This window comes from Planktothrix prolifica NIVA-CYA 540 (genome assembly GCF_963864145.1).
Lineage (GTDB): Bacteria > Cyanobacteriota > Cyanobacteriia > Cyanobacteriales > Microcoleaceae > Planktothrix > Planktothrix agardhii.
Map to the genome: position 1 here is coordinate 1,971,368 of NZ_CAWLTW010000001.1, position 20,981 is coordinate 1,992,348.

Annotated in this window: 26 protein-coding genes; 14 read left to right on the forward strand and 12 right to left on the reverse strand. The window is 38.9% G+C overall.

Going from position 1 to position 20,981, the window contains the following annotated elements:
* Positions 1-3: 3 nt before the first annotated feature.
* From AC559H_RS09065 to AC559H_RS09075, 3 genes are all read right to left on the reverse strand, one after another.
* On the reverse strand, positions 4-1,020 hold the full coding sequence (locus tag AC559H_RS09065) for a calcium-binding protein (protein WP_051319583.1): 1,017 nt from the start codon (positions 1,018-1,020) through the stop codon (positions 4-6).
* Positions 1,021-1,730: 710 nt separating this feature from the next.
* Positions 1,731-2,495 (reverse strand): DUF1350 family protein, encoded by a 765-nt coding sequence (locus AC559H_RS09070; RefSeq protein WP_026794363.1) that lies wholly within the window; start codon positions 2,493-2,495, stop codon positions 1,731-1,733.
* A 120-nt stretch (positions 2,496-2,615) separates the two neighbouring features.
* Positions 2,616-3,206, reverse strand: coding sequence for a rhomboid family intramembrane serine protease (locus tag AC559H_RS09075; RefSeq protein WP_026789098.1), 591 nt, complete (start codon positions 3,204-3,206; stop codon positions 2,616-2,618).
* A gap of 114 nt (positions 3,207-3,320) precedes the next feature.
* On the opposite strand from AC559H_RS09075, the gene AC559H_RS09080 reads away from it, so the two are divergent.
* Together AC559H_RS09080 and AC559H_RS09085 are read left to right on the forward strand one after the other, a co-directional pair.
* Positions 3,321-3,890 carry a hypothetical protein gene (locus AC559H_RS09080; protein WP_026789097.1) on the forward strand — a complete coding sequence of 190 codons (570 nt, stop codon included), beginning with the start codon at positions 3,321-3,323 and terminating at the stop codon, positions 3,888-3,890.
* Positions 3,891-4,080: 190 nt separating this feature from the next.
* Complete coding sequence (locus tag AC559H_RS09085) at positions 4,081-5,424, forward strand: AAA-like domain-containing protein (protein WP_026798486.1); 1,344 nt, start codon at positions 4,081-4,083, stop codon at positions 5,422-5,424.
* Between the two features lie 47 nt (positions 5,425-5,471).
* On the opposite strand, the gene dnaN is transcribed toward AC559H_RS09085, so the two are convergent.
* A complete protein-coding gene (gene dnaN, locus AC559H_RS09090; protein WP_026794364.1) occupies positions 5,472-6,647 on the reverse strand; it encodes a DNA polymerase III subunit beta in 1,176 nt (391 codons plus the stop codon).
* 196 nt (positions 6,648-6,843) lie between these two features.
* Between dnaN and AC559H_RS09095 the strand changes: the two genes are divergently transcribed.
* The 5 genes from AC559H_RS09095 to AC559H_RS09115 all read left to right on the forward strand — a co-directional run bounded on the left by AC559H_RS09095 (position 6,844) and on the right by AC559H_RS09115 (position 10,633).
* Positions 6,844-8,124 carry an HhoA/HhoB/HtrA family serine endopeptidase gene (locus AC559H_RS09095; protein ID WP_026794365.1) on the forward strand — a complete coding sequence of 427 codons (1,281 nt, stop codon included), beginning with the start codon at positions 6,844-6,846 and terminating at the stop codon, positions 8,122-8,124.
* Positions 8,125-8,153: 29 nt separating this feature from the next.
* Entirely contained in the window at positions 8,154-8,696 is a 543-nt protein-coding gene (def, locus tag AC559H_RS09100; protein WP_026794366.1) for a peptide deformylase, read from the forward strand.
* Between the two features lie 118 nt (positions 8,697-8,814).
* Positions 8,815-9,384: a TerD family protein gene (locus AC559H_RS09105; RefSeq protein WP_026794367.1), complete on the forward strand. Its 570-nt coding sequence runs from the start codon at positions 8,815-8,817 to the stop codon at positions 9,382-9,384.
* A 61-nt stretch (positions 9,385-9,445) separates the two neighbouring features.
* The gene (locus AC559H_RS09110; protein WP_026794368.1) at positions 9,446-10,015 is read left to right on the forward strand and encodes a TerD family protein; all 570 of its coding nucleotides are present in this window, start codon (positions 9,446-9,448) and stop codon (positions 10,013-10,015) included.
* Between the two features lie 21 nt (positions 10,016-10,036).
* Positions 10,037-10,633 carry a TerD family protein gene (locus AC559H_RS09115; protein ID WP_026794369.1) on the forward strand — a complete coding sequence of 199 codons (597 nt, stop codon included), beginning with the start codon at positions 10,037-10,039 and terminating at the stop codon, positions 10,631-10,633.
* Positions 10,634-10,776: 143 nt separating this feature from the next.
* Here AC559H_RS09115 and AC559H_RS09120 read toward each other — a convergent pair whose 3' ends face one another.
* Positions 10,777-11,529 carry a phycobilisome rod-core linker polypeptide gene (locus tag AC559H_RS09120; RefSeq protein ID WP_026789089.1) on the reverse strand — a complete coding sequence of 251 codons (753 nt, stop codon included), beginning with the start codon at positions 11,527-11,529 and terminating at the stop codon, positions 10,777-10,779.
* A gap of 283 nt (positions 11,530-11,812) precedes the next feature.
* Between AC559H_RS09120 and AC559H_RS09125 the strand changes: the two genes are divergently transcribed.
* From AC559H_RS09125 to AC559H_RS09145, 5 genes are all read left to right on the forward strand, one after another.
* Positions 11,813-12,544, forward strand: coding sequence for a DUF3120 domain-containing protein (locus AC559H_RS09125; RefSeq protein WP_036832284.1), 732 nt, complete (start codon positions 11,813-11,815; stop codon positions 12,542-12,544).
* 123 nt (positions 12,545-12,667) lie between these two features.
* Positions 12,668-13,045: a translation initiation factor gene (locus tag AC559H_RS09130; protein WP_026789087.1), complete on the forward strand. Its 378-nt coding sequence runs from the start codon at positions 12,668-12,670 to the stop codon at positions 13,043-13,045.
* 15 nt (positions 13,046-13,060) lie between these two features.
* Positions 13,061-13,675 carry a 7-carboxy-7-deazaguanine synthase QueE gene (locus AC559H_RS09135; protein WP_026794370.1) on the forward strand — a complete coding sequence of 205 codons (615 nt, stop codon included), beginning with the start codon at positions 13,061-13,063 and terminating at the stop codon, positions 13,673-13,675.
* A 111-nt stretch (positions 13,676-13,786) separates the two neighbouring features.
* A complete protein-coding gene (locus AC559H_RS09140; protein WP_237745568.1) occupies positions 13,787-14,275 on the forward strand; it encodes a 6-carboxytetrahydropterin synthase in 489 nt (162 codons plus the stop codon).
* 94 nt (positions 14,276-14,369) lie between these two features.
* Positions 14,370-14,843, forward strand: coding sequence for a type IV pilin-like G/H family protein (locus tag AC559H_RS09145; RefSeq protein ID WP_026794371.1), 474 nt, complete (start codon positions 14,370-14,372; stop codon positions 14,841-14,843).
* Between the two features lie 62 nt (positions 14,844-14,905).
* Here the strand turns inward: AC559H_RS09145 and AC559H_RS09150 are convergent, their stop codons facing one another.
* From AC559H_RS09150 to AC559H_RS09165, 4 genes are all read right to left on the reverse strand, one after another.
* Positions 14,906-15,283: a HEPN domain-containing protein gene (locus tag AC559H_RS09150; protein ID WP_026789083.1), complete on the reverse strand. Its 378-nt coding sequence runs from the start codon at positions 15,281-15,283 to the stop codon at positions 14,906-14,908.
* Positions 15,280-15,603: a nucleotidyltransferase domain-containing protein gene (locus AC559H_RS09155; protein ID WP_026794373.1), complete on the reverse strand. Its 324-nt coding sequence runs from the start codon at positions 15,601-15,603 to the stop codon at positions 15,280-15,282. Before AC559H_RS09155 ends, AC559H_RS09150 begins: the two co-directional genes overlap by 4 nt.
* 74 nt (positions 15,604-15,677) lie before the next feature.
* Positions 15,678-17,021, reverse strand: a complete 1,344-nt coding sequence (locus tag AC559H_RS09160; protein ID WP_071782720.1) for a hypothetical protein — start codon at positions 17,019-17,021, stop codon at positions 15,678-15,680.
* Positions 17,021-17,662: a hypothetical protein gene (locus AC559H_RS09165; protein WP_051319585.1), complete on the reverse strand. Its 642-nt coding sequence runs from the start codon at positions 17,660-17,662 to the stop codon at positions 17,021-17,023. The genes AC559H_RS09160 and AC559H_RS09165 overlap by 1 nt, the downstream gene beginning before the upstream one ends.
* Before the next feature lie 348 nt (positions 17,663-18,010).
* Between AC559H_RS09165 and AC559H_RS09170 the strand changes: the two genes are divergently transcribed.
* Entirely contained in the window at positions 18,011-19,240 is a 1,230-nt protein-coding gene (locus AC559H_RS09170) for an RNA-guided endonuclease InsQ/TnpB family protein (protein WP_026789080.1), read from the forward strand.
* Here the strand turns inward: AC559H_RS09170 and AC559H_RS09175 are convergent.
* Genes AC559H_RS09175 through AC559H_RS09185 form a run of 3 tightly spaced genes read right to left on the reverse strand, consistent with a single transcriptional unit; the run spans position 19,210 to position 20,388 of the window.
* Positions 19,210-19,791 (reverse strand): hypothetical protein, encoded by a 582-nt coding sequence (locus tag AC559H_RS09175; protein WP_026794374.1) that lies wholly within the window; start codon positions 19,789-19,791, stop codon positions 19,210-19,212. The two genes, AC559H_RS09170 and AC559H_RS09175, sit on opposite strands and share 31 nt — an antisense overlap.
* Positions 19,784-20,182 (reverse strand): type II toxin-antitoxin system VapC family toxin, encoded by a 399-nt coding sequence (locus tag AC559H_RS09180; RefSeq protein ID WP_237157237.1) that lies wholly within the window; start codon positions 20,180-20,182, stop codon positions 19,784-19,786. Before AC559H_RS09180 ends, AC559H_RS09175 begins: the two co-directional genes overlap by 8 nt.
* Positions 20,179-20,388, reverse strand: coding sequence for a hypothetical protein (locus AC559H_RS09185; protein ID WP_026789078.1), 210 nt, complete (start codon positions 20,386-20,388; stop codon positions 20,179-20,181). Before AC559H_RS09185 ends, AC559H_RS09180 begins: the two co-directional genes overlap by 4 nt.
* Positions 20,389-20,767: 379 nt before the next feature.
* On the opposite strand from AC559H_RS09185, the gene AC559H_RS09190 reads away from it, so the two are divergent.
* Positions 20,768-20,980: a hypothetical protein gene (locus tag AC559H_RS09190; RefSeq protein WP_026789077.1), complete on the forward strand. Its 213-nt coding sequence runs from the start codon at positions 20,768-20,770 to the stop codon at positions 20,978-20,980.
* Position 20,981: the final 1 nt, after the last annotated feature.

Here is a 20,981-nt window from a genome sequence, read left to right on the forward strand (position 1 = left end):
TGCTTAAATTAAGCGGAAGTTATTATCATTGAGGTTCAAGTTTGCACCCATTTGAATCATAGGAGTTGCTTGTCCTTGTTTATCGAGGTAATACAATGTTCCAGTTACATTGTCATAGACTAGGTTGGCACTACCAGCAACTAAAGAATTGTTGGGATCAAAATTCGCAATTAAAGTAAGTTCTCCAGAATTAAGAGAACCATCAATTTGGGTATTGATAGCATTAAATAAATCTGCATCTAGGAAAATTTTGTCTTCTGCAACGGTAAAGTCGGTGAGAGTATCTAACCCAAATAATTCTGTAATGTTATTGGATGTTGGTTGACCTACGAAGACAAAACTGAATGTATCATCCCCTAAACCGCCAATCAAACTATCATTACCTTTATCTCCACTTAAGAAGTCATTTCCATTTCCACCGATGATAGTATCTTGACCTTTACCACCATAGAAACTGTCATCGCCTTCTCCACCGATGAGACTATCCTGACCTAAACCTCCGTAGATGAAATCATTTCCGACTCCACCGGAAACAACATCGTCACCGAGGTCTCCAAATAACAAGTCATCGCCTTCACCGCCATCTACGGTATCGTTACCTTTACCTCCATAGACGTCATCATTACCGGAGCCTGCGATAATATTATCATTGCCCTGATTTCCTAATAAGATATCACTGCCTTCTGCACCTAAAATCTGGTCATTTCCTTCATCTCCAAAGATGAAATCATCCCCTCCACCTCCATCAATAATGTCGTTTCCTTTTCCAGCATTGATGGCATCATTTCCATCTCCTCCATATAGTTGATCATTACCCTGGAAACCGAGGATTTGATCATCTCCGCCACCGCCATAAGCAACATCATTCTGATTACCCAGACCGATGTTATCACCGCCATCAGAACCAATTAGACTGTTAGGCTGATCAATAAAGCCTTCTATAATGAACCCTCCATCTTTAGAGTCAGGATTCGATTCTCTAAGGACGGGTTCTGTTGGGTTTAAAATTGGTATAGACATAGTAATAACCTAGCTTGTAATGGGGCAATAAAGCAACAGGTTATTGAAGTTGAAATCTCGACCATTTAAACTTTCAACCCCAAGCCTTTTAGATAGAGACGGTCGAAAAATCAGAGACAAGTATATAAACTTGTAATTTTTTCGAGGACAAATTATGAGGATCATGATTGATTCGGGTTTTTTCAAGATGTTCCAGTTGTTCAGTAACTCTTGATCATCTTTGAAACACCATAAGTGTTTGGTATCCGATCTCAGGTTGGAGTTGTCTGAAAACTGCTACCCCTACATACAAGTATTTGATCAATGATCAGGATTTACGCAGAAAGAATTTATCTGAATAAATGCTGATAAATCCCAGGAAGTTATTGCTCAGTAGGAATTAACGTCAATCCGTCACAAAATTTGTTATGAAAAATACAAAAATTGTTAATAAATTAAGCATCATTTCCTAGAAATCTGCTATGATCAGGTCTTCTATTTTTATATCTATTTTTAGAAAATCTTCCCAATCTGAATGGATAATAGCAATTAAGTTTCAAGGACTTATGAACCGGATTGAAGATAAAAAAAAGATTAATTTTCTCTTAACTTAGCTGTAAAAATATTGACACCATAAATCAACCTTAACCCAAATAATCCTCAGCACCAGACTGAATTAATCCCAATTAGTTCCCCAATCATCTTAACTTAGTGTCTTAGTGCCTTTGTGGTTACTTTAATAAAGGATTTAACCAATACAAAATTTGTTTTTTCAGTTGGTTTAAATCTTGATAAACTGCTTGTTTAATCCATTGGCCAATAGCATCTAAAGGGGTAAAGGTTTCTCCCACTGACCAGTTGATATTTTGGCCCAGGGGAGTTTGATGATCGCCATTTAATTTTTGTAAAGTAGTTAACCCTGGGAACTTTTGATCTAAAATATGATGTAAATTAGAGGTTTGATCGAGGGTATCTTTAGAGAATTTAATTAAAAGGTTTCTTCTAATTTGATAGCGATCGCTAACTAAAAGGTTCGTTTCTTCGGGAGAAGGTGTAAACTCTACATCCATGAATTGTGAAATTTGTTCAACTAAAGGAATAGATTGACTGGCGGCATAATTATTAAAGGACATTAAAATATTTCCTGAACGTTCGACAGGAAATAAAGAACCAATTAACAAATGAATTTTACACCCCATACTATGTCCTAATCCATAAATGGGTAAACCGCGCCGTTTTAATAATTGCAAATCATATAAATCATATAATCCATCTTCAAATATCTCGAAAACTTCTTGAGCTATCGCTGTATGATCTAGGTTATTGATAAAAGGAGTCGCCACAATTGCATAACCTTGATGGGCGAGTTCTTCGAGTAAACAACGATAGGTTAAATGGGGTAAAGTTGCTACAAAAGCACCCCCCAAAAAATGCAGTATTGCTTGAGGGCGCGGGGGAATTAACACCCAATTTCCTGAAATAGAAAGCCAGTCCATTAGATTTTTAGATTATTATTTTGATGTCACACTAACACCCTCTATAGTAAGAATTTTAACTCTATTATAGAGGGCTTTATATTTATTTTACCTTAATTTATGAATTTTTGGAAAATCCAATTAGGCTTTAGTCCGATGGAATTTAGTCAGTATTTGTGCCGCGAAGACACCGCCGATAAATCCGAATAAATGTCCCTGCCAAGAAATCCCATATTGTGAGGGTAAAACCCCCCAAATTAAGCCTCCATAAAGCCAACCAACAACTAAGGATAGGGCAATAGAAGCAAAACTGCGTTCAAAAAATCCTCTTAACAGTAGAAATCCTAAGTATCCAAAAATAACTCCACTCGCCCCAATATGAATTGTATTAGGTGAACCGAATAACCACACTCCCAAACCACTGATAATCATGGTTATGAATGTGACAACAAAAAAGTCTTTAACATCCCGCAGCATCACAAACCAACCCAGTATGATCAAGGGTAAGGTATTGGCGGCTAAATGGTTGAAATTTCCGTGTAAAAAAGGAGCAAAGAAAATACCTTGTAACCCTTGAATATGATGGGGACGAATTCCTAAACCATTTAACGCGCCTCTAAATACAAAAAAATCAATAATTTCAATTATCCACAGGAAGGCAACAATTCCCCCTAAAATTAGGATATGGCTTTTGAGTTCCTGAGTCAGTGATGTTTCAGTTCGGTTAGACATAATCGTTTGGGTTTGGAAGATAACGTGATTTTAGTTAACTACAAAACTAGATCCCGTCGTTTCTGATTCGGCTAAGATTAATTATATGATAGTCAAAAATCTAGTCAATTGTCCATGAAAAATGTTAAATTAGGAAAATACCTCAGCTTAAATGATTTTTGTACCTGTACAAATACTTATCAAAAATATTCTGATAAAATTAATCCCTATCCTACTTCAGAAGAATCAATTCAAGCATTAAAAAACCTAAATTATTATATTGTTGATCCGGTTATTGATTATTTTGGTTTAGCTAAATTTAAACTAACCTATGGTTTTTGTTCCCATAAATTAAGAATTTATTTAGACAAAAAAGATCCGATTACCGGAATAAAAAATGGTCGCGTAGCTCCTAAATTGGATCAACATATTGGCCATGAAGTTAAAAAAAATGGAGAATATTACTGTAAAAGGTTAGGGGCGGCTTGTGATTTCCTAATTTTAGATTTAGATAGTGATCAATTAGTGGATTGGATTTTAAAACAACAACTTCCTTTTGATTCTCTATATTTTTATGGCAAAAATCGACCGATTCATATTAGTTATGGCCCCCAACATAAACGAAGCATTTGGGCATTTACTCCCACGGGAAAACCCACTCAAAAAGGAATTGAACTTTGGATTAAATATAGCAATCCTAAATAGGTTTTGGTAGGGGAAATTCATTAATTGCCCCTACCACAAAGTTTAGTATTGTCCTAAGCTTAATGGGTAGCTCTATACAAAGATACAATTTTTGTATATAATATAAGAATATAAGTATATTAGTTAAAGCAGTCTTAAAATACTCAGATTGATTAGTCTAATTTATTGATATAAAAATATTGGGGTTAACATGGTCAAAAGTGTTGAGGAAATTTTAGAATTAATAGAAGCGTTGATTATTGCTAAAGGGAAAAACTCTCTGAGTTATATCCAGAAAATTATTTTAAAACAAGCCCTATTAGAAAATAAAAAAACCTATGATCAAATTGCTGAAGAAAATGGCTATTCCCCCAATTACTTAAAAAATGGAGTTGCTCCGCACCTTTGGCAACTTTTATCGGATATAGTGGGGGAAAAAGTCGGTAAAACCAATTGTCGCTGTTTATTAGAAAGAGAATTAAGCGAGAAAAATAGCCATGAAATATTTCCAAAAATCAATTTTAACGAACATAATATTTTAGAATCCCCACAGGGTCAAGTTCCGCTTAATTCTATATTTTATATTGAGCGATCGCCCATTGAATCAACTTGTTATCAAGAGATTCAAAATCAAGGAGCATTACTGCGAATTAAAGCCCCTAGAAAGATGGGTAAAACCTCCTTAATGGCCCGAATTTTAGATTATGCTCAACAACAAGGTTATTATCCCGTTCGTTTAAGTCTCCATCTGGCTAGTGGTGTAGTCTTTACTTCAACGGAAAAATTCCTCCGTTGGCTGTGTGCAAATGTGACTCAACAGTTGAAATTAGAGTCTAAAATAGATGATTTTTGGGATGAAGATGTGGGAACATTAGTCAGTAGTTCCCTATATTTTCAAGGGTATTTATTAGAATCAATTCAAGAACCAATTATTTTAGCTATTGATGAAGTGAATCAATTATTTGAGTATCCGTCCTTAGCTCGGGATGTCTTAGCTTTATTACGATCTTGGCATGAAGAAACTAGAGATATTAGTAATTGGAAAAAATTAAGGTTTGTAATTGTCTATTCAACGGATATTTATATTCCTTTAGATACGAATAAATCTCCGTTTAATGTAGGTTTAGGAATTGATTTGCTTCCGTTTAATATTAGTCAAATTAAAACTTTAGCTCAACGATATGGATTAAACTTAACAGATCAAGAGTTAACACAATTTACAGAATTTGTAGGAGGATTTCCTTATTTAGTTAGATCAGCCCTTGATTATAGTGTCCGCCATAATTTTTCCCTACAAGAGTTAATAGAAAAAGCTCCCAGTGATACAGGAATTTATGCAGATCATCTGCACGAACAGTTATGGTTACTAGAGCAAGATCCTGATTTAGTTACTGCTTATCAACAAGTTATTAGTACAAATCAACCTATTAAAATTGAACAAGTGAAAGCATTTAAACTAAAAAGTATGGGACTGGTTCATATTGATGGAAATTTAGTTACTCCCAGTTGTGAGTTATATCGTCAATATTTTCAAGAGTGTTTTAGGGAAGTTTGATAGAATACAGAAACCGGGTTTCTCCCAGAAACCCGGTTTCTTGGGGATTAATTTCTTAATTGTACAGGCATAACTAAATAAGTCATTTTAATCCCCCCCAAAGGATTAACAATAACTGGGGTTGTGGCGGCATTCAATTGTAGGGAAACCTCCGAAGTATTAAATACTTTTAAACCCTCCAATAAGTATTTAACATTAAACGCTAATTCCTTGGGTTCATCCCCAGAAATTTGAGCCGGGAGAGATTCCAAAGCATTTCCCACATCGGCAGCTTCTACGGATAAAGCAATCAGTTGATTAACATGATCAATACTGCATTTAACAATATCATTCTTTTGGGAAGCTAAAACCGCAATTCGTTCTAACGCGCCGACAAATCCCCGCCGATCTAAATTAATTTGATTTAAAAATTGATGGGGAATTAATTGTTGGTAAGCCGGATAAGCCCCTTCTAATTTACGAGTATTTAACCGTTGTTCCCCCAGTTCAAAAATCACTTGACTCTCATCAAATCGCAAGGTAATCACCACGGGAGAATCATCTTTAGACCCGCCGTGATTGTCAACAGTTCGCATCGCCACCATGCGTTCTACTTCCCTTAAAGCCCTAGCTGGAACTGTTACCTCAAATTCCTCTAATTCCTCATCGGGATCGGTTTCACTTAAATTTTCCGTTTGCACAACTGCTAATCTGTGACCATCCGTTGATGCAAATTCAATCGTATTATTTTGAACTTTTAAATGTACTCCCGTTAACACCTGTTTAGTTTCATCGGAACTCGTAGCAAATAACGTTCCCTTCAATCCCGAAATTAAAGATTCCGCCGCCAAATGAATAGAATCCCCCGTTTCAATAGAAGGTAATTCGGGATATTCTTCCGCCGCCATCCCTCGAACTTGATACTTTCCTGAACTGGAAGTTAAATTAACAATTGCTTCCCCAACTTCATCATCAATGGTAATTTCTCCCCCAGGTAAACGGGAGACAATATCATTAAATAATTTAGCCGGGACAGTTAAGGTTCCTCCCTCCGTGACCGTCGCCGACATACTCGCCCGAATCCCCAAACTTAAATCAAATGCAGTTAAATTTAATCGTTGATTTTCTGCATCAGCATCAATTAAAATATTCGATAAAATTGGATGATTCGGACGGGATGGAATTGCCCTCGATACCCAAGATAAATTAGAACTTAATTTGTCCTGCTCAACAATAAATTTCATAGTTAACCTCCATTAGTATGTGTTAGCATAATAATAATGCCGACAATTTCTGATGTTCACGAGAGAACCAAACCCCTGATTATAACCTAAAAACCTCTCGATATCTTTTTTGATTACAGTTAATACCGTAAACCGGAGGCTTGGAAAAACCCAGCAAGCCGAGGAAATACCTCAAAACTACTGATGTTATCAATACATGAAAATTACATCTGACAAAGAAAATCGTAAAAGCCCTCTCTGGAGCCTGTTTCTGTTGATAATTGGAGGTGGGTTAGCCTTGATGGGCGATCGCTGGTTAGCCACCCGTACCGCTTCAACTGTTCCGCCCTCAATCGCTGAAACTCCTGTCAAAACTGCCCCCGCCCCTGCTGCTAATTTCAACGGTCAGGCTAATTCTGCCTCCAGTCCGACTAGCTGGTTAGCTCAAAAAGTGGCTGCAAAGCCCGTAGATTCTAACTTTATTGTCGATGCTGTTAACGAGATTGGGCCGGCTGTGGTTCGGATTAATGCCTCTCGTCAAGCCAAGCGCCGAGGATTGGAGCAGTTTGGAAATGGCTTTCCCGAAGAATTTTTTGGGGCGACTCCCCCCAAACGCCGCTCCGATGGCCCGATTGAACAGGGGACGGGTTCCGGGTTTATTCTCTCAGCCGATGGCGTGATTATGACTAACTCCCACGTTGTGGAGGGGACTGAGCGGGTGCAAGTGGTTTTAAAAGATGGTCGTCGCTTCGATGGCAAGGTATTAGGATCGGATGCGGTGACGGATGTGGCCGTAATCAAAATTGATGCTGATAATTTGCCTAGCGTAAAAATTGGCAATTCTGAGGCCCTATCCCCTGGGGAATGGGCGATCGCCATTGGCAACCCATTAGGATTAGATAATTCGGTGACGGTGGGAATTATTAGCGCCACCGGACGGTCGAGTAGTGATATTGGTGTTCCTGATAAACGGATTGGTTTTATTCAAACCGATGCCGCCATTAACCCCGGAAATTCTGGGGGGCCACTATTAAATGCCAAGGGAGAAGTGATCGGAATGAATACCGCTATTATTAGTGGTGCTCAAGGTTTAGGCTTTGCCATTCCGATTAATAAAGCTCAACAAATTGCCCAACAATTAGCTACAACTGGACGGGCGGAACACGCCTATTTAGGTATTGAAATGGTCACACTCAGCCCGGAATTACTGCAAGAATTAAAAGAAAATCATGATTTAGATTTCCCCATTACTCAAGATAATGGTGTGTTAATTATGAAGGTAATTCCAGGTTCACCGGCGATGAAATCTGGATTAAAACCAGGAGATATTATTGTAAAAATTGATGAAAAACCTATGACAAAATCCGATAATGTTCAAGAATTAGTTCAAAATAAAAATGTCGGAATACCGATGAAAGTAGAGCTAAACCGTCAAGGAAATTCCCTAATCTTAGAAGTTAAAACTGGCAATATGCCGCAGGAGCAGGGGATTAACTAAGCTGTTTATTGTTGAATGGAAAGAGATTTATGAGTGAAATTTTAGGCATTTTTGAATTGGGCAACCAAGTTTTACGACATTATGCTGATCCGATTAATAATGTTAGGGAGGAGCGAATTCAAACCTTAATTGATAATTTAATTATCACCGCATCTCAAGCTAATGGAGTGGGGATTGCCGCGCCTCAAGTGGGAATTAGCAATCGCTTATTTATTATTGCCTCCCGTCCCACATTGCGCTATCCTAACGCACCCTTGATGGAACCCACAGCCATGATTAACCCTAAAATTCTTAACCATTCTCACAAAACAATTAAAGACTGGGAAGGCTGTTTAAGTGTCCCTAGAATTAGGGGATTAGTTCCTCGGTATCAGGCTATAGAAATTGAATATACCAACCGAGAAGGAGAATTATGCTATCAACAATTAACAGATTTTGTCGCTAGAATTTTTCAACATGAACTAGATCATTTGAATGGAATTGTATTTGTAGATCGGGTTGAAAGTAACCAAGATTTAGTTACCGAAGCCGAATATCAAAAACGGATCGCTGATTTTCACGGATTTCGCTGATTTCACAGATTAGATTTGTGTGAAATCCATCTAAATCAGCGATCTTGATTTTGCGGAATAGTTCCATTGATTATTGTAGAATGTTTGTAAGTCAATTTTAAGGAAAATAATTAACGCCATGACCATTAATTTAAGTAAAGGTGAACGAGTTAGTCTATCTAAAGAAGCACCCGGTCTCAAAAAAGCCGGAGTGGGATTAGGATGGGATACTAACGCTTCTGATACTGGGGCTGCTTTTGACTTAGATGTATCGGTATTTATGATCGGGAGTAATGGTAAAATTCCCAACGAACAATATTTCGTATTTTATAATAACCTAAAATCTCCCGATGGTTCAGTAGAATCTTTAGGAGACGATCGCACCGGAGAAGGAGGCGGAGATGATGAAACAGTTTTTGTTGAGTTAAATACTGTTGATCCTAATATTCAAGAAATTGTCTTTGTTGTCACTATTTACGAAGCCGAAAACAGAAGACAAAATTTTGGACAAGTTCGTAATTCCTATATCCGAATTTATAACAATGAAACCGATACCGAGATCACTCGCTATGATTTAGAGGAGGACTTTTCCAGAGAAACCTCCATCGAAATCGGTCGCCTCTATCGCAAAGACGGTGAATGGAGATTTCAAGCCGTTGGACAAGGTTATAATTCAGGTTTAGAAACCTTTGTTCAACAGTATACTTAATTAGTTTTAGGGTTAACCGTTAACCCGGTTTTTTGTTCACAATTTCAGGAATTGATTAACCATGTCAATTAATATTAAAAAAGGCGAAAGAATCAGTTTATCGAAAGAAGCTCCAGGGTTAAAACGAGCCTCCATTGGTTTAGGATGGGATGTCAACGCCAGTGATACCGGAACAGCCTTTGATTTAGATGCTTCTGTGTTTATGTTGGCAGGAGATGGTAAAATTCCCATTGATGAATATTTCGTATTTTATAATAACTTAAACTCTCCTGATCAATCCGTTAAACATTTAGGAGATAGTCGGACAGGAGAAGGAAGCGGGGATGATGAAACTCTTGTTGTTGATTTAGCAAAAATCAATCCTGAGATTCAAGAATTAATTTTTGTGGTGACTATTCACGATGCTGACCAACGGCGTCAAAACTTCGGACAGGTGAAAAATTCCTATATCAGAATTTATGATGGCGACACTCAAACCGAAGTCACAAAATATGATTTAGAAGAAGACTTTTCCAGGGAAACCGCCGTGGAATTTGGCAGATTATATCTCAAAAATGGTGAATGGAGATTTCAAGCCGTCGGACAGGGATATAATGCGGGTTTACAAAGTTTTGTAGACAAATACGTTTAATTTATTTTGAGGATTCTAACAATGGCGATTAATTTAAAAAAAGGTCAAAGCATTGTTCTTGATAAAAGCGAATATGACCTATCAAAAATGGTCATGGGCTTAGGGTGGGATGTCTCTAAAAAAGGAATGTTTGGCGGAATATTTAGCGGATCTGCTGATTTCGATTTAGATGGATTTGCCCTATTATTAGATGAGCGAGGAAAATTAAGAAATCAGCAAGAAGATGTGATTTATTTCGGACATTTAGCCACCAAAAATAATACCGTAGTTCATTCAGGAGACAACCTCACCGGGGAAGGATCGGGAGATGATGAACGAATTATTATTGATTTTAAAACCCTTCCTAAAACCTATCATCAAATTATTTTAGGAGTGAACATATACCACGCCGAAGACCGCCAACAAAACTTCGAGATGGTTAAAAATGCCTTTGTCCGAGCCATAGATGCTAAGGGTAAAGAAATTGCTCGTTATAGTCTTTCGGGTGAACCTGCTTACTCAGGACAAACTTCTATGTTACTGGGGGAACTCTCTCAAGAAAACGGGCAATGGAAATTCAAAGCATTAGGAACACCCTTAAAAAGTAATTTAAACGGGGTTATTCGTTCCTTTGTGTAATCAATATTCTCAAAAATTAGGGGCGAAGGATTCAGATATTAAATGATGGTGTTCTCATCACTTTAGATCCAAATTCTCCGCCCCTAGAATTGATCAATTTTCAACAATATTTTAATAATATTTGTGTTGAAAATCGGTTTACCTTAGCGTTTGCGGTAGGGAACCATGGTTTCAATATTGATATCACCTAAAGCAATGCGAGTCACAGGGATAACGGTAGGAGTAACTAAACCCAGGAACTGTGCGGGATCGCCAGCTTTGATTTGTTTTTCTTGGGGAATAAAACGACGAACCGCATTTTGCCAAACCAGTTGGGGGAAGCCCAGTTGGTTCCGGTGGTACTCGTTATAGCGAGGGGTTTTCAGGTTAAAGGGAACTTCACCTTGATTGCGTTGAAGTAGTACCCGACGACGTTGGTAGGGAACCGTATCATACCCGAAGTTATCTAGGTATTCATCGCTATCGAGTAACTCATCAATAAACCCTTTAGGGCCTTTGTTAGCAACGACGATAGACCATGCGATCTTTTCACGTTCGCTGTAAACGTCCCGTCCGAGGATGCGTTGGACACACATCTCGACAAAACGGTAGTTGCTATTGGTTTGGTAATTGCGACGCAGGAAAGGATCGGAAGTCGCTAAACCCCGAATAAAATCCCGCACGTTAATTTGACCAAACTTAAGCTGAGACTCTAAGCAAGTTTGAACGTTGCTTTTGAGCATTTGATGTTCACTGAAAATCTGGCGATAAGCAGCCCAAATGATCTCATTCCACTCAGAAGCCGAAGGCAGATTTTCCGTCGTAAATACTCTGGGTTGTTCATCACCCGCTACTTCAAAGCCAGCCACGCGAACATTGCGGCTGGTCGGGCCATAACTTAATAAAGGAAGCGCCACCTTAAATATCTCCTTAATTTTGAAGGTCAACTTTATTTTTTATCTTGTGGTCGGGTGTTGCCCCGATCGCTCAGGGCTTTAGAGCGACAGGCTTGGCTATAGTACAGATTAGGGGATTTCGGCAACTCATCTGGCGTTTTTCTGAACCCATGCAACAATATGTAACATTTTTTGACACCAGATACCCGATCCCCATTATGCTAAATTAAAGATTAAATCCCCTAGGGGGGGATAATTGTCAAGATATATTAAATTATGATAACCTACTTAATAAATCTTAAAGATATTGCTCAACATCCTACTAGGTTCTATTTTGACTACCACTCAACCGATTCAACCCACCTCTGGATTCCTTCAGAGAGTTCTGGCCAAAGTTAGGATCTCCCAGACTTGGCTGGTATTTTTCGCGTCGGTATTTCTCGTGACTGTCCCGGTGTTTTTCCAAGCCCCCCTAGTCCGACAATGGCCAGAATTTAGCGTGATTTTGACATTGGGATGGCTAGGAATTAGTTGGAGATTAATCAGACAACCCGCCACTTGGGTTTGGGGAGACTTATTATTCGGCTTTAGTTGGAGTTGGTTTACGGGTGCAATCTATTGGGGTTGGTTACGCTGGGAACCCCTCTTACATTTACCCGTAGAAGCTATCGGCGTCCCCTTTGCCATCTGGTGTTTATATCGAGGTTGGGGAAAGGTGGGAAACTGGTTTTATTTGGGTTCCCTATTTGGTACGGCGGTCACGGACGGATATTTTTATATCGCCGGATTAATTCCCAGTTGGCGCCAACTGATGCACGTTGAACCCGCCTTAGCCTTACCAATATTTCAAAACGCCCTGCAAATAGTGACTACCCCATGGGGGATTAGTTGGGCCGTCGGATTTGCCCTATTTTTATTTGGAGTTGGTGTTTTTCCGTTACAATCAAAAGAACAACATTGGTGGGCTTTTGGGGGAGCGGTATTGAGTACAATTTTGGTTGATAGTTTATTTTTGGTTGCGGCTTGTTTAGCCTAATTTAACCACAAAGACACAAAGACGCAAAGAATACAAATCTGTTGTCAATGTGCGATGATCAGGAAATTTTTATCTTTGTAAAGATTGTTTTTTTACCCTTAAATATAATTCTTGCTCTGGCTTATGGCTACATCAAAACGGGATTCTGAGGATAAGGTTAACTCTGGGGGAAACCGTGTGGTTTATTCGGAGTTTGGGACGGGAACAAATTCAGCGGCTTTAGAACGTTCTCAAGGTTTTGTTCCTGAACTTCCCCCCAATCAACACAATCTGAAAGTCCAAGCAACTCGTTCAGGACGCAGGGGAAAAACTGTAACGGTAATTAGTGGATTTCAAGTTAAACCGGAAACTTTGGAATTGTTAGTTAAACAGTTAAAAAACCAATGTGGGGCGGGGGGAACGGTTAAAGAAAATACGATTGAAATTCAAGGTGATCATCGTCCTAAAGTGATGGAAACCTTGATAAAATTAGGATATAAAGCTAAAATTAGTGGGGGATAAATTGTTAAAATATTGATGTTTGAAATTCCAGTTCATGAAACTTTTCAATCGACGATTCAAGGAGAAGGATATTGGGTCGGAACTCCTGTAGATTTTATTCGGTTAGCAGGTTGTCCGGTTCGTTGTCCTTGGTGTGATACGGGTTATGAAGATGGGGGAATGAATTTACCGCGTAAAGTTAGATCTTTTGATTCGTTAATTGCAGAATTGCGATCGCCAAGGGTGGTAATATCAGGAGGAGAACCGTTGATATATGCTCAACTTCCCCAGTTAATTCAAACTATTGAAGCGACGGTCAGAACTGTTGCTATTGAAACATCGGGTTCTTTTTGGCAAGATATTCCCAATTCTGTTTGGGTAACTTTAAGTCCAAAACATCATGTTAGTCCGAAATATCCTGTTATTCCTTTAATCTGGAAACGAGCAAACGAGATTAAAATGGTAATTGACACCGGAACGGAATTAGAGTTTTATGCTGAATATTTAGAGCATAATGATCAAATTCCCGTGTTTCTACAACCAGAATGGACTCAACGCGATCGCACTTTACCTTTAGTTTTAGAATTATTAAAAAAATTTCCCCACTATCGGTTATCAGTCCAAATTCATAAATGGTTACAAGTTCCTTAGAAACCGGGTTTCTGGCACTGATTTTGCGGATGAAATCGGTGATTTATCGTTCGGAAACCCGGTTTCTGCGTAAGTCCTATTTAATCAATTTAATTTTGATCCTATTTAACTATGAAACCAGAATTCCGTTCCCACTATCCCGCAGAATGGCTAGAAAAACAAACGATTCCCTATCGCAATATTGTCGGGGTGAATGAACAAGTTTATCGAGAATCCTTAACCTTTAATTATACTATTAAAACCACTTTACACCGTCAACATTTTAATCCGCCGATTTGGAAAGATTGCCATTTTCATAATTTTGAAATTAGCTTAGAATTGCAAGCAGTTAGACATCCAGAAGATTTGTATGGGTTGGATATGGTAGAAATGGAAAATCAATTACAAGTTTGGGCCAAACAGTTACCTGAAATTGTTAATGATCATCCCCTATGTCCCCATGGAACTACCGAGGAAATGTGTTTATATTTTTCACGCATTCCCATTGATAATCATATCCAAATTATGCGGGTGAGTGTGTCAGAAACACCTAACCGAGTTACCACTTTAGAAGTTTATATAGCAGGGAACAGGGAACAGGGAATAGGGAATAGGGAATAGGGAATAGGGAATAGGGAATTCAGGAATCCTCTAGTTTAACCCTGTAGATGGGAATAACAAACGTTACACCCGGTGATTACAGGTTAAGGTAAATATGGATAAGTCTTTAAGAAAATGGCTTTCGGGAGTTCTCCTCGTTGCTCCTGTCCTGTTAACGAGTTGTTCTCTGAATTTGTCCTTACCCGAAGTGAATGAAAGCGATAAAGCACAATTTGTCATGCAAACGATGACCACGGGACAACAGGCTTATTATCAAGCCAATGGTAAGTTTGCGAACTCTATTCAAGGGTTATCTTTGAATGCTAATTTAGACACCGGAGAATATCGCTATAGTGTTAATACTGAAGGTCAATATGCGGAAACCGTGTTGATGACGGCGGCGGCCAAACAAGACAGACTCCCTAGTTATGCTGGAGTCGTGACTGTCAGCCACACAGCAGGCGGTGTAATGGCCTTAGCCAATATTTGCAAAACTGATCAACCCTCCACCGAACCCCCGGCTTTGTCCTCAACTCCGACACCGGGAGAAGGGTTAAAATGTCCTGCGGGTTCGAGTCCAGTCAGGTAGGATTACTCTGTATAACTTAAAGTAGCTTGTCCATCGGCGCGTTGTTGTTTGGCTTGATCTATTTAATTCCCCTGATAAGTTTCCCAAAAATTCATAAATTGTTTAGCAATATCAATTTGTTGTTTTGCTTCAGATGTGGTAATATTAACATCTAAATCATAATCACTCCGGTTTCGCATATCCTGTGCATCAATTAAAGCTCTGTGAAATTCTCGAAATTTTTGATTGTCCTTGGCAAATTCTCGACCGAAAGCACTAATCACAGCAGAATGGCTAGAAAAACTTAAGTTTTTTGCCAACAAAAAGGCAGAAGCAATATAAAACATTGCATAATAAGCACGGGACGTTGCCAGTTCGGCTAGATTATTTTCCACCAATAAATCTGCACCCATTAGACTCCGTTTAGCTTTTTCTAGTAGTAATTTTTGTTCATCACTCATAGAACAATTCCTTCCCGATGAACATTCAAAATAAATGGACTTTTTTCTTGATTAAAACGCTGCTCAGAGACAAAAGCACGGGAGATAACCGTATCATATTTTAAGGATAATTCTTGAATAAACTCACTGGTTTTTTTGATTTCATCAGAGTAATTAAACGCGGATTTCATCACAATCAGCAAGTCAATATCTGAATCAGGTTTAGCTTCCCCCCTAGCTTGAGAACCATATAAAATAATTTGAACAACCTGTTCAGAATAATTGGTTTTAAACCAATTTTTAATAAATTCTATAATCTCCGGTAATTTTTGATGTTTCATTTTATTAAATAAATAGGGTATGCAAGATTTCCTTAATGGTACTGTTATCCAATGTCCTCCGGGTTCGAGTCCGGCTAGGTAGAATTTCCCTCTTTTTTAAGAGCGGGTTTTTGTGAGGTAGTTTTTAGCGATCGCTTTCTTCGACTCTCAATTCGCAATTCCATTAATCTCCATGCACCCCAGGAACAGAATGTACTGACAGCCAGGACGATAATAAAAGGGTGAATGGAAAGGGGTTTAATCCAGTTATCGCGTGTGGGAGGACTCCAGGGTTCCATCATCAAACCCGATAGGGAAGATATGATGGCCCCGGCTGCAATTCCCACACCAATAGATTGAATATGGTCTTGCAAATATTGGTTGCTTTTCACCTGTTCAATTTCCGTCCTCGCCCTAATTGTATTAATCAAATCGCTAAATAAATCTTTCCCCGGTTCCAAATACTCCAAATAAGTCTCGATTTGGCGCAGATAAAGAGGATAGGTTTTTTCAGCTAAACGTGACCACACCTCCAGCTTATTTCCCGCCTCTAGTAAAGAACTCAAACAGGTTTTAAAATTATCAGAATTGGTTTTAATTGTGGTATAATGAGTTTTTAAATCCCGCAAACAACAATTATAATATAACAAATCTTGGGGAATTTCCTGAACCATTGTATCTAAGCTATTTAGCCTTTGTTCTGGAGTTTCGTTAGAAATTGTATAGAATTTTGGCACGTTCTTCTCTAATTTACTATAGAGTTCCCTCGCTGTTTGATAAGACTGTTTTGCCTTTGAGTAGGTCGCCACAATCTTTTTTTGACACCAAAATAAATCCCTCAACGACTCATAGTTATCATTAGCTTTTTCTAAATCTAACTGTTTGGGTTTTGCTAAAGAAATAATAATCGTTAAATCCCCGGCTTCAAACAGAAAACAGGGACAATTAAACAATTCCAACTGATCAATAAATTGTGGATTAAATGACTTATCCTCCTTCTCCTCAGATAAAGCATTTGCCCATTCTTTCGCATCTTCAAGTTTTGGTGTTATCCAAGGATCTTGTTCCCCATGTATAGTTAAAACTTTGCCTAAATCTGCTGTAATTTGATTCAGGAAAACCAGGGGTTGAAAAGCCGAAAGTTGTTCAACTTCAACTTCTACATTTTCTCCTTCCGGCTTTAGGGTAATATCCACACAATAGGTATCATTCAGGAGAAACGGTTGCAAATTTCCCTCCAACTTAAACCCGAAATCAGTCGGAATTGCCGTTAACTGAACTTCGCTATCGGGTTGAGACTTAATATTTTTGAGTTCAGGAAAGGGGAGAAATGTTAAACTTTTCCAGAGACTCTCCGCCTGTGGATTAGGGACATCGGGGGGATCGTCAAGGCGTTGTTGCAAGTGGAAAGCGAAGCAGCTAAAGGTGATATTTTTCATCAAGACTGTGGGGGGTTTTCTTTTGAATTTTTAGACAAATTTGTATTATCTTTTATGCTGTTGTCAATCAGTTCTTGTAGGGATGGACTGGGAGGTTTAGGATTAGGTTTACTGCCACCGAATCCTTTTTCACCCGTTTCGGTTTCGCCCGGGAGGGGATTAATAGAGGTGATAGATTTTAATTGTTCCTGATAAGATGTTAAGATTGATTTACGCTGATCATTATTTAACCATTGTTCGATCGCTTCTACATTTTTTTCATCATCATCACCCAGTTGGGGTTTTAATTCTTCTAAATCTGGCAAATAGTCAGCTAAAAGATCATTGCTCAATAAATCAGTAAAGGCTTGAATTTTATCGCTATCGCTTGCCATTTTTTGTTCTCCTTGTCCAACTACACAGAATGCCGCCCAGTGATAGGGAGACTGATAGGGGCGGTCATTAACCCCCTTTTCATTTTGCCCCATATTTTGGAAAAATTCGGCTAAATGTTTTTGCCAATCTCCTCCTACTAATAGCTGGCATTCTCGCACCCAGTCTTGAAACCCCTTAACGGTGGTATCCCGGAGCCAGATTTGAGCGGTTTTGAGGGCGATGGCGAGTTGTCCGGGGTGGTTTTGGAGGGTTTCTAGTATAGCCATTTATACTATAGCAATCCTAAATAGGTTGTAATATTGCTTCCTTGCTGTGCCTAGATTTCGGGCTTATTTATCCCTACAAATCAAATAGGATTGCTATATAGCAATCCTAAATAGGTTGTAACACTTTAATACTGACATGAAACAGCCAGAAGTATTACCCCAGATCCGGTGTTCCCAGATCCGGTGTTCCCTTTTACCCAAGAATTTTGAACACAACTCAAATAGGATTGCTATATCATAAATGGCATGAAATTATCATCTCATCGTGGTAGAGTATAAAGATAGGCTAACCAGAAGCAGAAAAAGAAAGACTGAGTGTTTGATTAAATGTTGGGAGGGGGATTCCGAATGCTCTTAGTCGAAAAGCATATTATCAAAGCATCAAACAGGCATTTTAAAGAAATTGACAAGATGTCGTTTCTTTCCAAAAACTTGTTTAATAGTGCTTTGTATATTTGTCGTCAAGCATTTCTTAATGAACAAAAAATCCCATCTTTCAATAACCTTTATCATCAATTAAAAACTGGAATTGATTACAAAGCTTTGCCTAGCAAGGTTTCTCAACTTGTGATTAAACAGGTTAGCAATAGCTTTAATTCATATATCAAGTCTTTGACAGCCTATAAAGCAGATTCAACCAAGTTTCTAGGCAAACCAAAACTTCCTAGATATAAAGATAAGAAGTCAGGACGAAATATCTTGACCTTTAATTATCAGGCTGTATCAAAAACATGGTTGAGTAAAGGTTTTGCTGTCCCATCAGGATTGCATCTGAAACTCAAAACCCAGATTTCTGCTTTGCAAGAAGTTAGACTAATTCCCAAAGGTCGTTTCTATGTTGCAGAAATTGTCTATGAGCAAGAAGCGCCAAAAGTGGAAATCAATAACAGGATTGCTGCTGTAGATATAGGGTTAAATAACCTAGCTACAGTTGGCAGTAATTGCCCGGATTTTCAGCCTTTTATTGTTTGTGGCAAGGCTTTAAAATCTTGCAATCAGCAATACAATAAAGTCAAAGCCAAGAGCCAGTCTCAACTACCTACTGATAGATTTTATTCCCACAAAATTGAAGCATTGACTAACAAACGTAATGCCAAAATGGATTATTACCTCCATACCTCTAGTCGATTCATTATTGATCAACTGGTGAAGCAAGATGTGAAACATCTTATTATCGGTAAAAACGATAACTGGAAACAAAATCTCAATCTAGGTAAGCAAAACAACCAATCTTTTACTTCTATTCCTCATGCCAGATTTATTCAACAATTAGATTACAAGGCTCAATTAGTAGGAATCAAGGTTACTGTCACCGAAGAAAGTTACACATCAAAATGTAGTTTTCTTGATTTTGAGCCGATCCAAAAACAGGTTGAATATCTGGGCAAAAGGGTTAAGAGGGGCTTGTTTAAAGCTTCTAATGGGAAAAAGTACAATGCCGATCTCAATGGCAGTTTGAATATATTAAGAAAAGTAGTTGGTGATTCTGTCTTTGATGGAAAACTAATAGAGAGGCTTGTAGTTAGCCCTGTAAGGGTAAAACCTTATCAAGCTGGTTGTTTGGATATTTGTCCATAAAACCAGTAACTATAAACTTCTAAGGCAGCTTGGTAGGATGCTATAGCGATTTCCAGATTATCGGCTCGACTGCCTAATGGAAATTGTCCAATATCAATGGCAAAATTGTTTAGTAACGATGCTAGAGCTTGATTTCTCTGGGAATTATTGGGGTCTAGTTCCGCTTGAAACCATTGTGTCAGGGTTTCAGCAAAATTGAGGTCGAGTTGATTTTGGTGTTTTTCCAGGATGGGATAGACAACGTTGGGGTCACTGTCACTTTCTATTTCAGCTTTGAGGATTTCTAACCAAATTGGCAAGTATTGATTTGATGTAGGGTGGGCTTGACTGTTGAGATATTCCCCCACCTCTTGTGCCAGATTTCGCAGAAAACCCGCGTTATTCTCTTGTCCGTCACTCTGCAATTGTTCTGCCATTTGTTCGCACACCTGCACAAATGTCCCATCAATCAGTTCCGGGTGTTGGCTGAAGATTTGGTTTTCTTCCCCACTGGGACAGTCGAGGAGTTCTTGAATTAGGGACAGATAGGCCCGTAGGCGTTGTTCATCCATCGTGGCGCATCAGGTAGGGGATAGACCCCAATTTTACCCCATTCCCAACCCTCAGAAACCGGGTTTCTTTGTTAAATCTTGGTGAAGGAATCGAGATGCTGCTAGAAACCCGGTTTCTTTTCCGGCGACGATATTGTAAAAAGGCTTGACCCGCTAAAAATGCCGCCTCATAAGGTAATGCGTCTCTCTGAAAAAAGCTAGAAGATAATACCAATTCGACTTCCGTTACATCTTTAAACCCAATGGATACTTCTGCATAAATAATAGGGTTGATATGCAGTGTTCCGGTTTGGGCACAATCAGCCAGTTGCGCTGATGACCAATCAAACCAATGGGGATCTTCCGTTAACACATCCAGAATCACATTGCTATCCACGAGGAAATCCGTCATTCTTCACCCCGCGTTAAGTTGAGAATCTCATCAGTGGTCATCTCCCCGGTGGCTTTTCCCCGCAGACTGGCGATTAAATTTGCTCCTTGAGGCGAGTGGTTTTGATACCGCCAAGCTAGAAAGTCTAAGAATATTTTGGCTTCTTCCAGGGCGGGTTGGGGTAGGTTGCGAAGGATAGCTAGTATTTCGGTTTCGGTGGTGAGCATGACGCCACATTTTTAGGATAGCCCCTTTATTTTACCCCATTCCCAAACCTCAGAAACCCGGTTTCTTTGTTAAATGTTGGTGAAGGAATCGAGATGTTGGTTGAGGATTTGGTTTTCTTCCCCACTGGGACAGTCGAGGAGTGCTTGAATTAGGGACAGATAGGCGAGTAGGCGTTGTTCGTTCATGGCACTGGGCAGGGTGGAAATATTGTTGCTATTTTATACCATTCATTTTAATAAGGATTAAAATATGGCTAGGGAGTGGCAAATAGTTGATTCCGAACAAAAACTAGAGATTGAGTCAATATTAGGTTACGCGATGCTTCCCCTGAGCTATACTTTAATCAATACAAAATCTTAAATAAACTTCTCCTAAATTATGATATCTCAACAGACTGAAGAAAAGCCCCCAAAAATTGAAGCACGAGTTGCCATTTTAGAAACGGAACTCGCAGAGATGAAACAGATTTTATCTAGCTTCATTGAGCAGAAAAATCCTTGGTGGCAAAAAGTCGCGGGTAGTTGCGAAAATGACCCTACCTTTGATGCTGTCCTAGAATTAGGGAAAGAGTGGCGTAACTCTGTGAAGTAGG

Excerpts from the sequence above, each read along its gene's own strand:
- AC559H_RS09180 (WP_237157237.1), bottom strand. The coding sequence starts at position 20,182 with ATGACGGATTTCCTCGTGGATAGCAATGTGATTCTGGATGTGTTAACG.
- AC559H_RS09140 (WP_237745568.1), top strand. The coding sequence starts at position 13,787 with ATGAAACCAGAATTCCGTTCCCACTATCCCGCAGAATGGCTAGAAAAA.
- AC559H_RS09080 (WP_026789097.1), top strand. The coding sequence starts at position 3,321 with ATGAAAAATGTTAAATTAGGAAAATACCTCAGCTTAAATGATTTTTGT.
- dnaN (WP_026794364.1), bottom strand. The coding sequence starts at position 6,647 with ATGAAATTTATTGTTGAGCAGGACAAATTAAGTTCTAATTTATCTTGG.
- AC559H_RS09105 (WP_026794367.1), top strand. The coding sequence starts at position 8,815 with ATGACCATTAATTTAAGTAAAGGTGAACGAGTTAGTCTATCTAAAGAA.
- AC559H_RS09190 (WP_026789077.1), top strand. The coding sequence starts at position 20,768 with ATGATATCTCAACAGACTGAAGAAAAGCCCCCAAAAATTGAAGCACGA.
- AC559H_RS09065 (WP_051319583.1), bottom strand. The coding sequence starts at position 1,020 with ATGTCTATACCAATTTTAAACCCAACAGAACCCGTCCTTAGAGAATCG.
- AC559H_RS09110 (WP_026794368.1), top strand. The coding sequence starts at position 9,446 with ATGTCAATTAATATTAAAAAAGGCGAAAGAATCAGTTTATCGAAAGAA.
- AC559H_RS09115 (WP_026794369.1), top strand. The coding sequence starts at position 10,037 with ATGGCGATTAATTTAAAAAAAGGTCAAAGCATTGTTCTTGATAAAAGC.
- AC559H_RS09085 (WP_026798486.1), top strand. The coding sequence starts at position 4,081 with ATGGTCAAAAGTGTTGAGGAAATTTTAGAATTAATAGAAGCGTTGATT.
- AC559H_RS09155 (WP_026794373.1), bottom strand. The coding sequence starts at position 15,603 with ATGAAACATCAAAAATTACCGGAGATTATAGAATTTATTAAAAATTGG.
- AC559H_RS09075 (WP_026789098.1), bottom strand. The coding sequence starts at position 3,206 with ATGTCTAACCGAACTGAAACATCACTGACTCAGGAACTCAAAAGCCAT.
- AC559H_RS09185 (WP_026789078.1), bottom strand. The coding sequence starts at position 20,388 with ATGCTCACCACCGAAACCGAAATACTAGCTATCCTTCGCAACCTACCC.
- AC559H_RS09165 (WP_051319585.1), bottom strand. The coding sequence starts at position 17,662 with ATGGCTATACTAGAAACCCTCCAAAACCACCCCGGACAACTCGCCATC.
- AC559H_RS09145 (WP_026794371.1), top strand. The coding sequence starts at position 14,370 with ATGGATAAGTCTTTAAGAAAATGGCTTTCGGGAGTTCTCCTCGTTGCT.
- AC559H_RS09135 (WP_026794370.1), top strand. The coding sequence starts at position 13,061 with ATGTTTGAAATTCCAGTTCATGAAACTTTTCAATCGACGATTCAAGGA.
- AC559H_RS09175 (WP_026794374.1), bottom strand. The coding sequence starts at position 19,791 with ATGGATGAACAACGCCTACGGGCCTATCTGTCCCTAATTCAAGAACTC.
- AC559H_RS09130 (WP_026789087.1), top strand. The coding sequence starts at position 12,668 with ATGGCTACATCAAAACGGGATTCTGAGGATAAGGTTAACTCTGGGGGA.
- AC559H_RS09070 (WP_026794363.1), bottom strand. The coding sequence starts at position 2,495 with ATGGACTGGCTTTCTATTTCAGGAAATTGGGTGTTAATTCCCCCGCGC.
- def (WP_026794366.1), top strand. The coding sequence starts at position 8,154 with ATGAGTGAAATTTTAGGCATTTTTGAATTGGGCAACCAAGTTTTACGA.
- AC559H_RS09170 (WP_026789080.1), top strand. The coding sequence starts at position 18,011 with ATGCTCTTAGTCGAAAAGCATATTATCAAAGCATCAAACAGGCATTTT.
- AC559H_RS09160 (WP_071782720.1), bottom strand. The coding sequence starts at position 17,021 with ATGAAAAATATCACCTTTAGCTGCTTCGCTTTCCACTTGCAACAACGC.
- AC559H_RS09150 (WP_026789083.1), bottom strand. The coding sequence starts at position 15,283 with ATGAGTGATGAACAAAAATTACTACTAGAAAAAGCTAAACGGAGTCTA.
- AC559H_RS09095 (WP_026794365.1), top strand. The coding sequence starts at position 6,844 with ATGAAAATTACATCTGACAAAGAAAATCGTAAAAGCCCTCTCTGGAGC.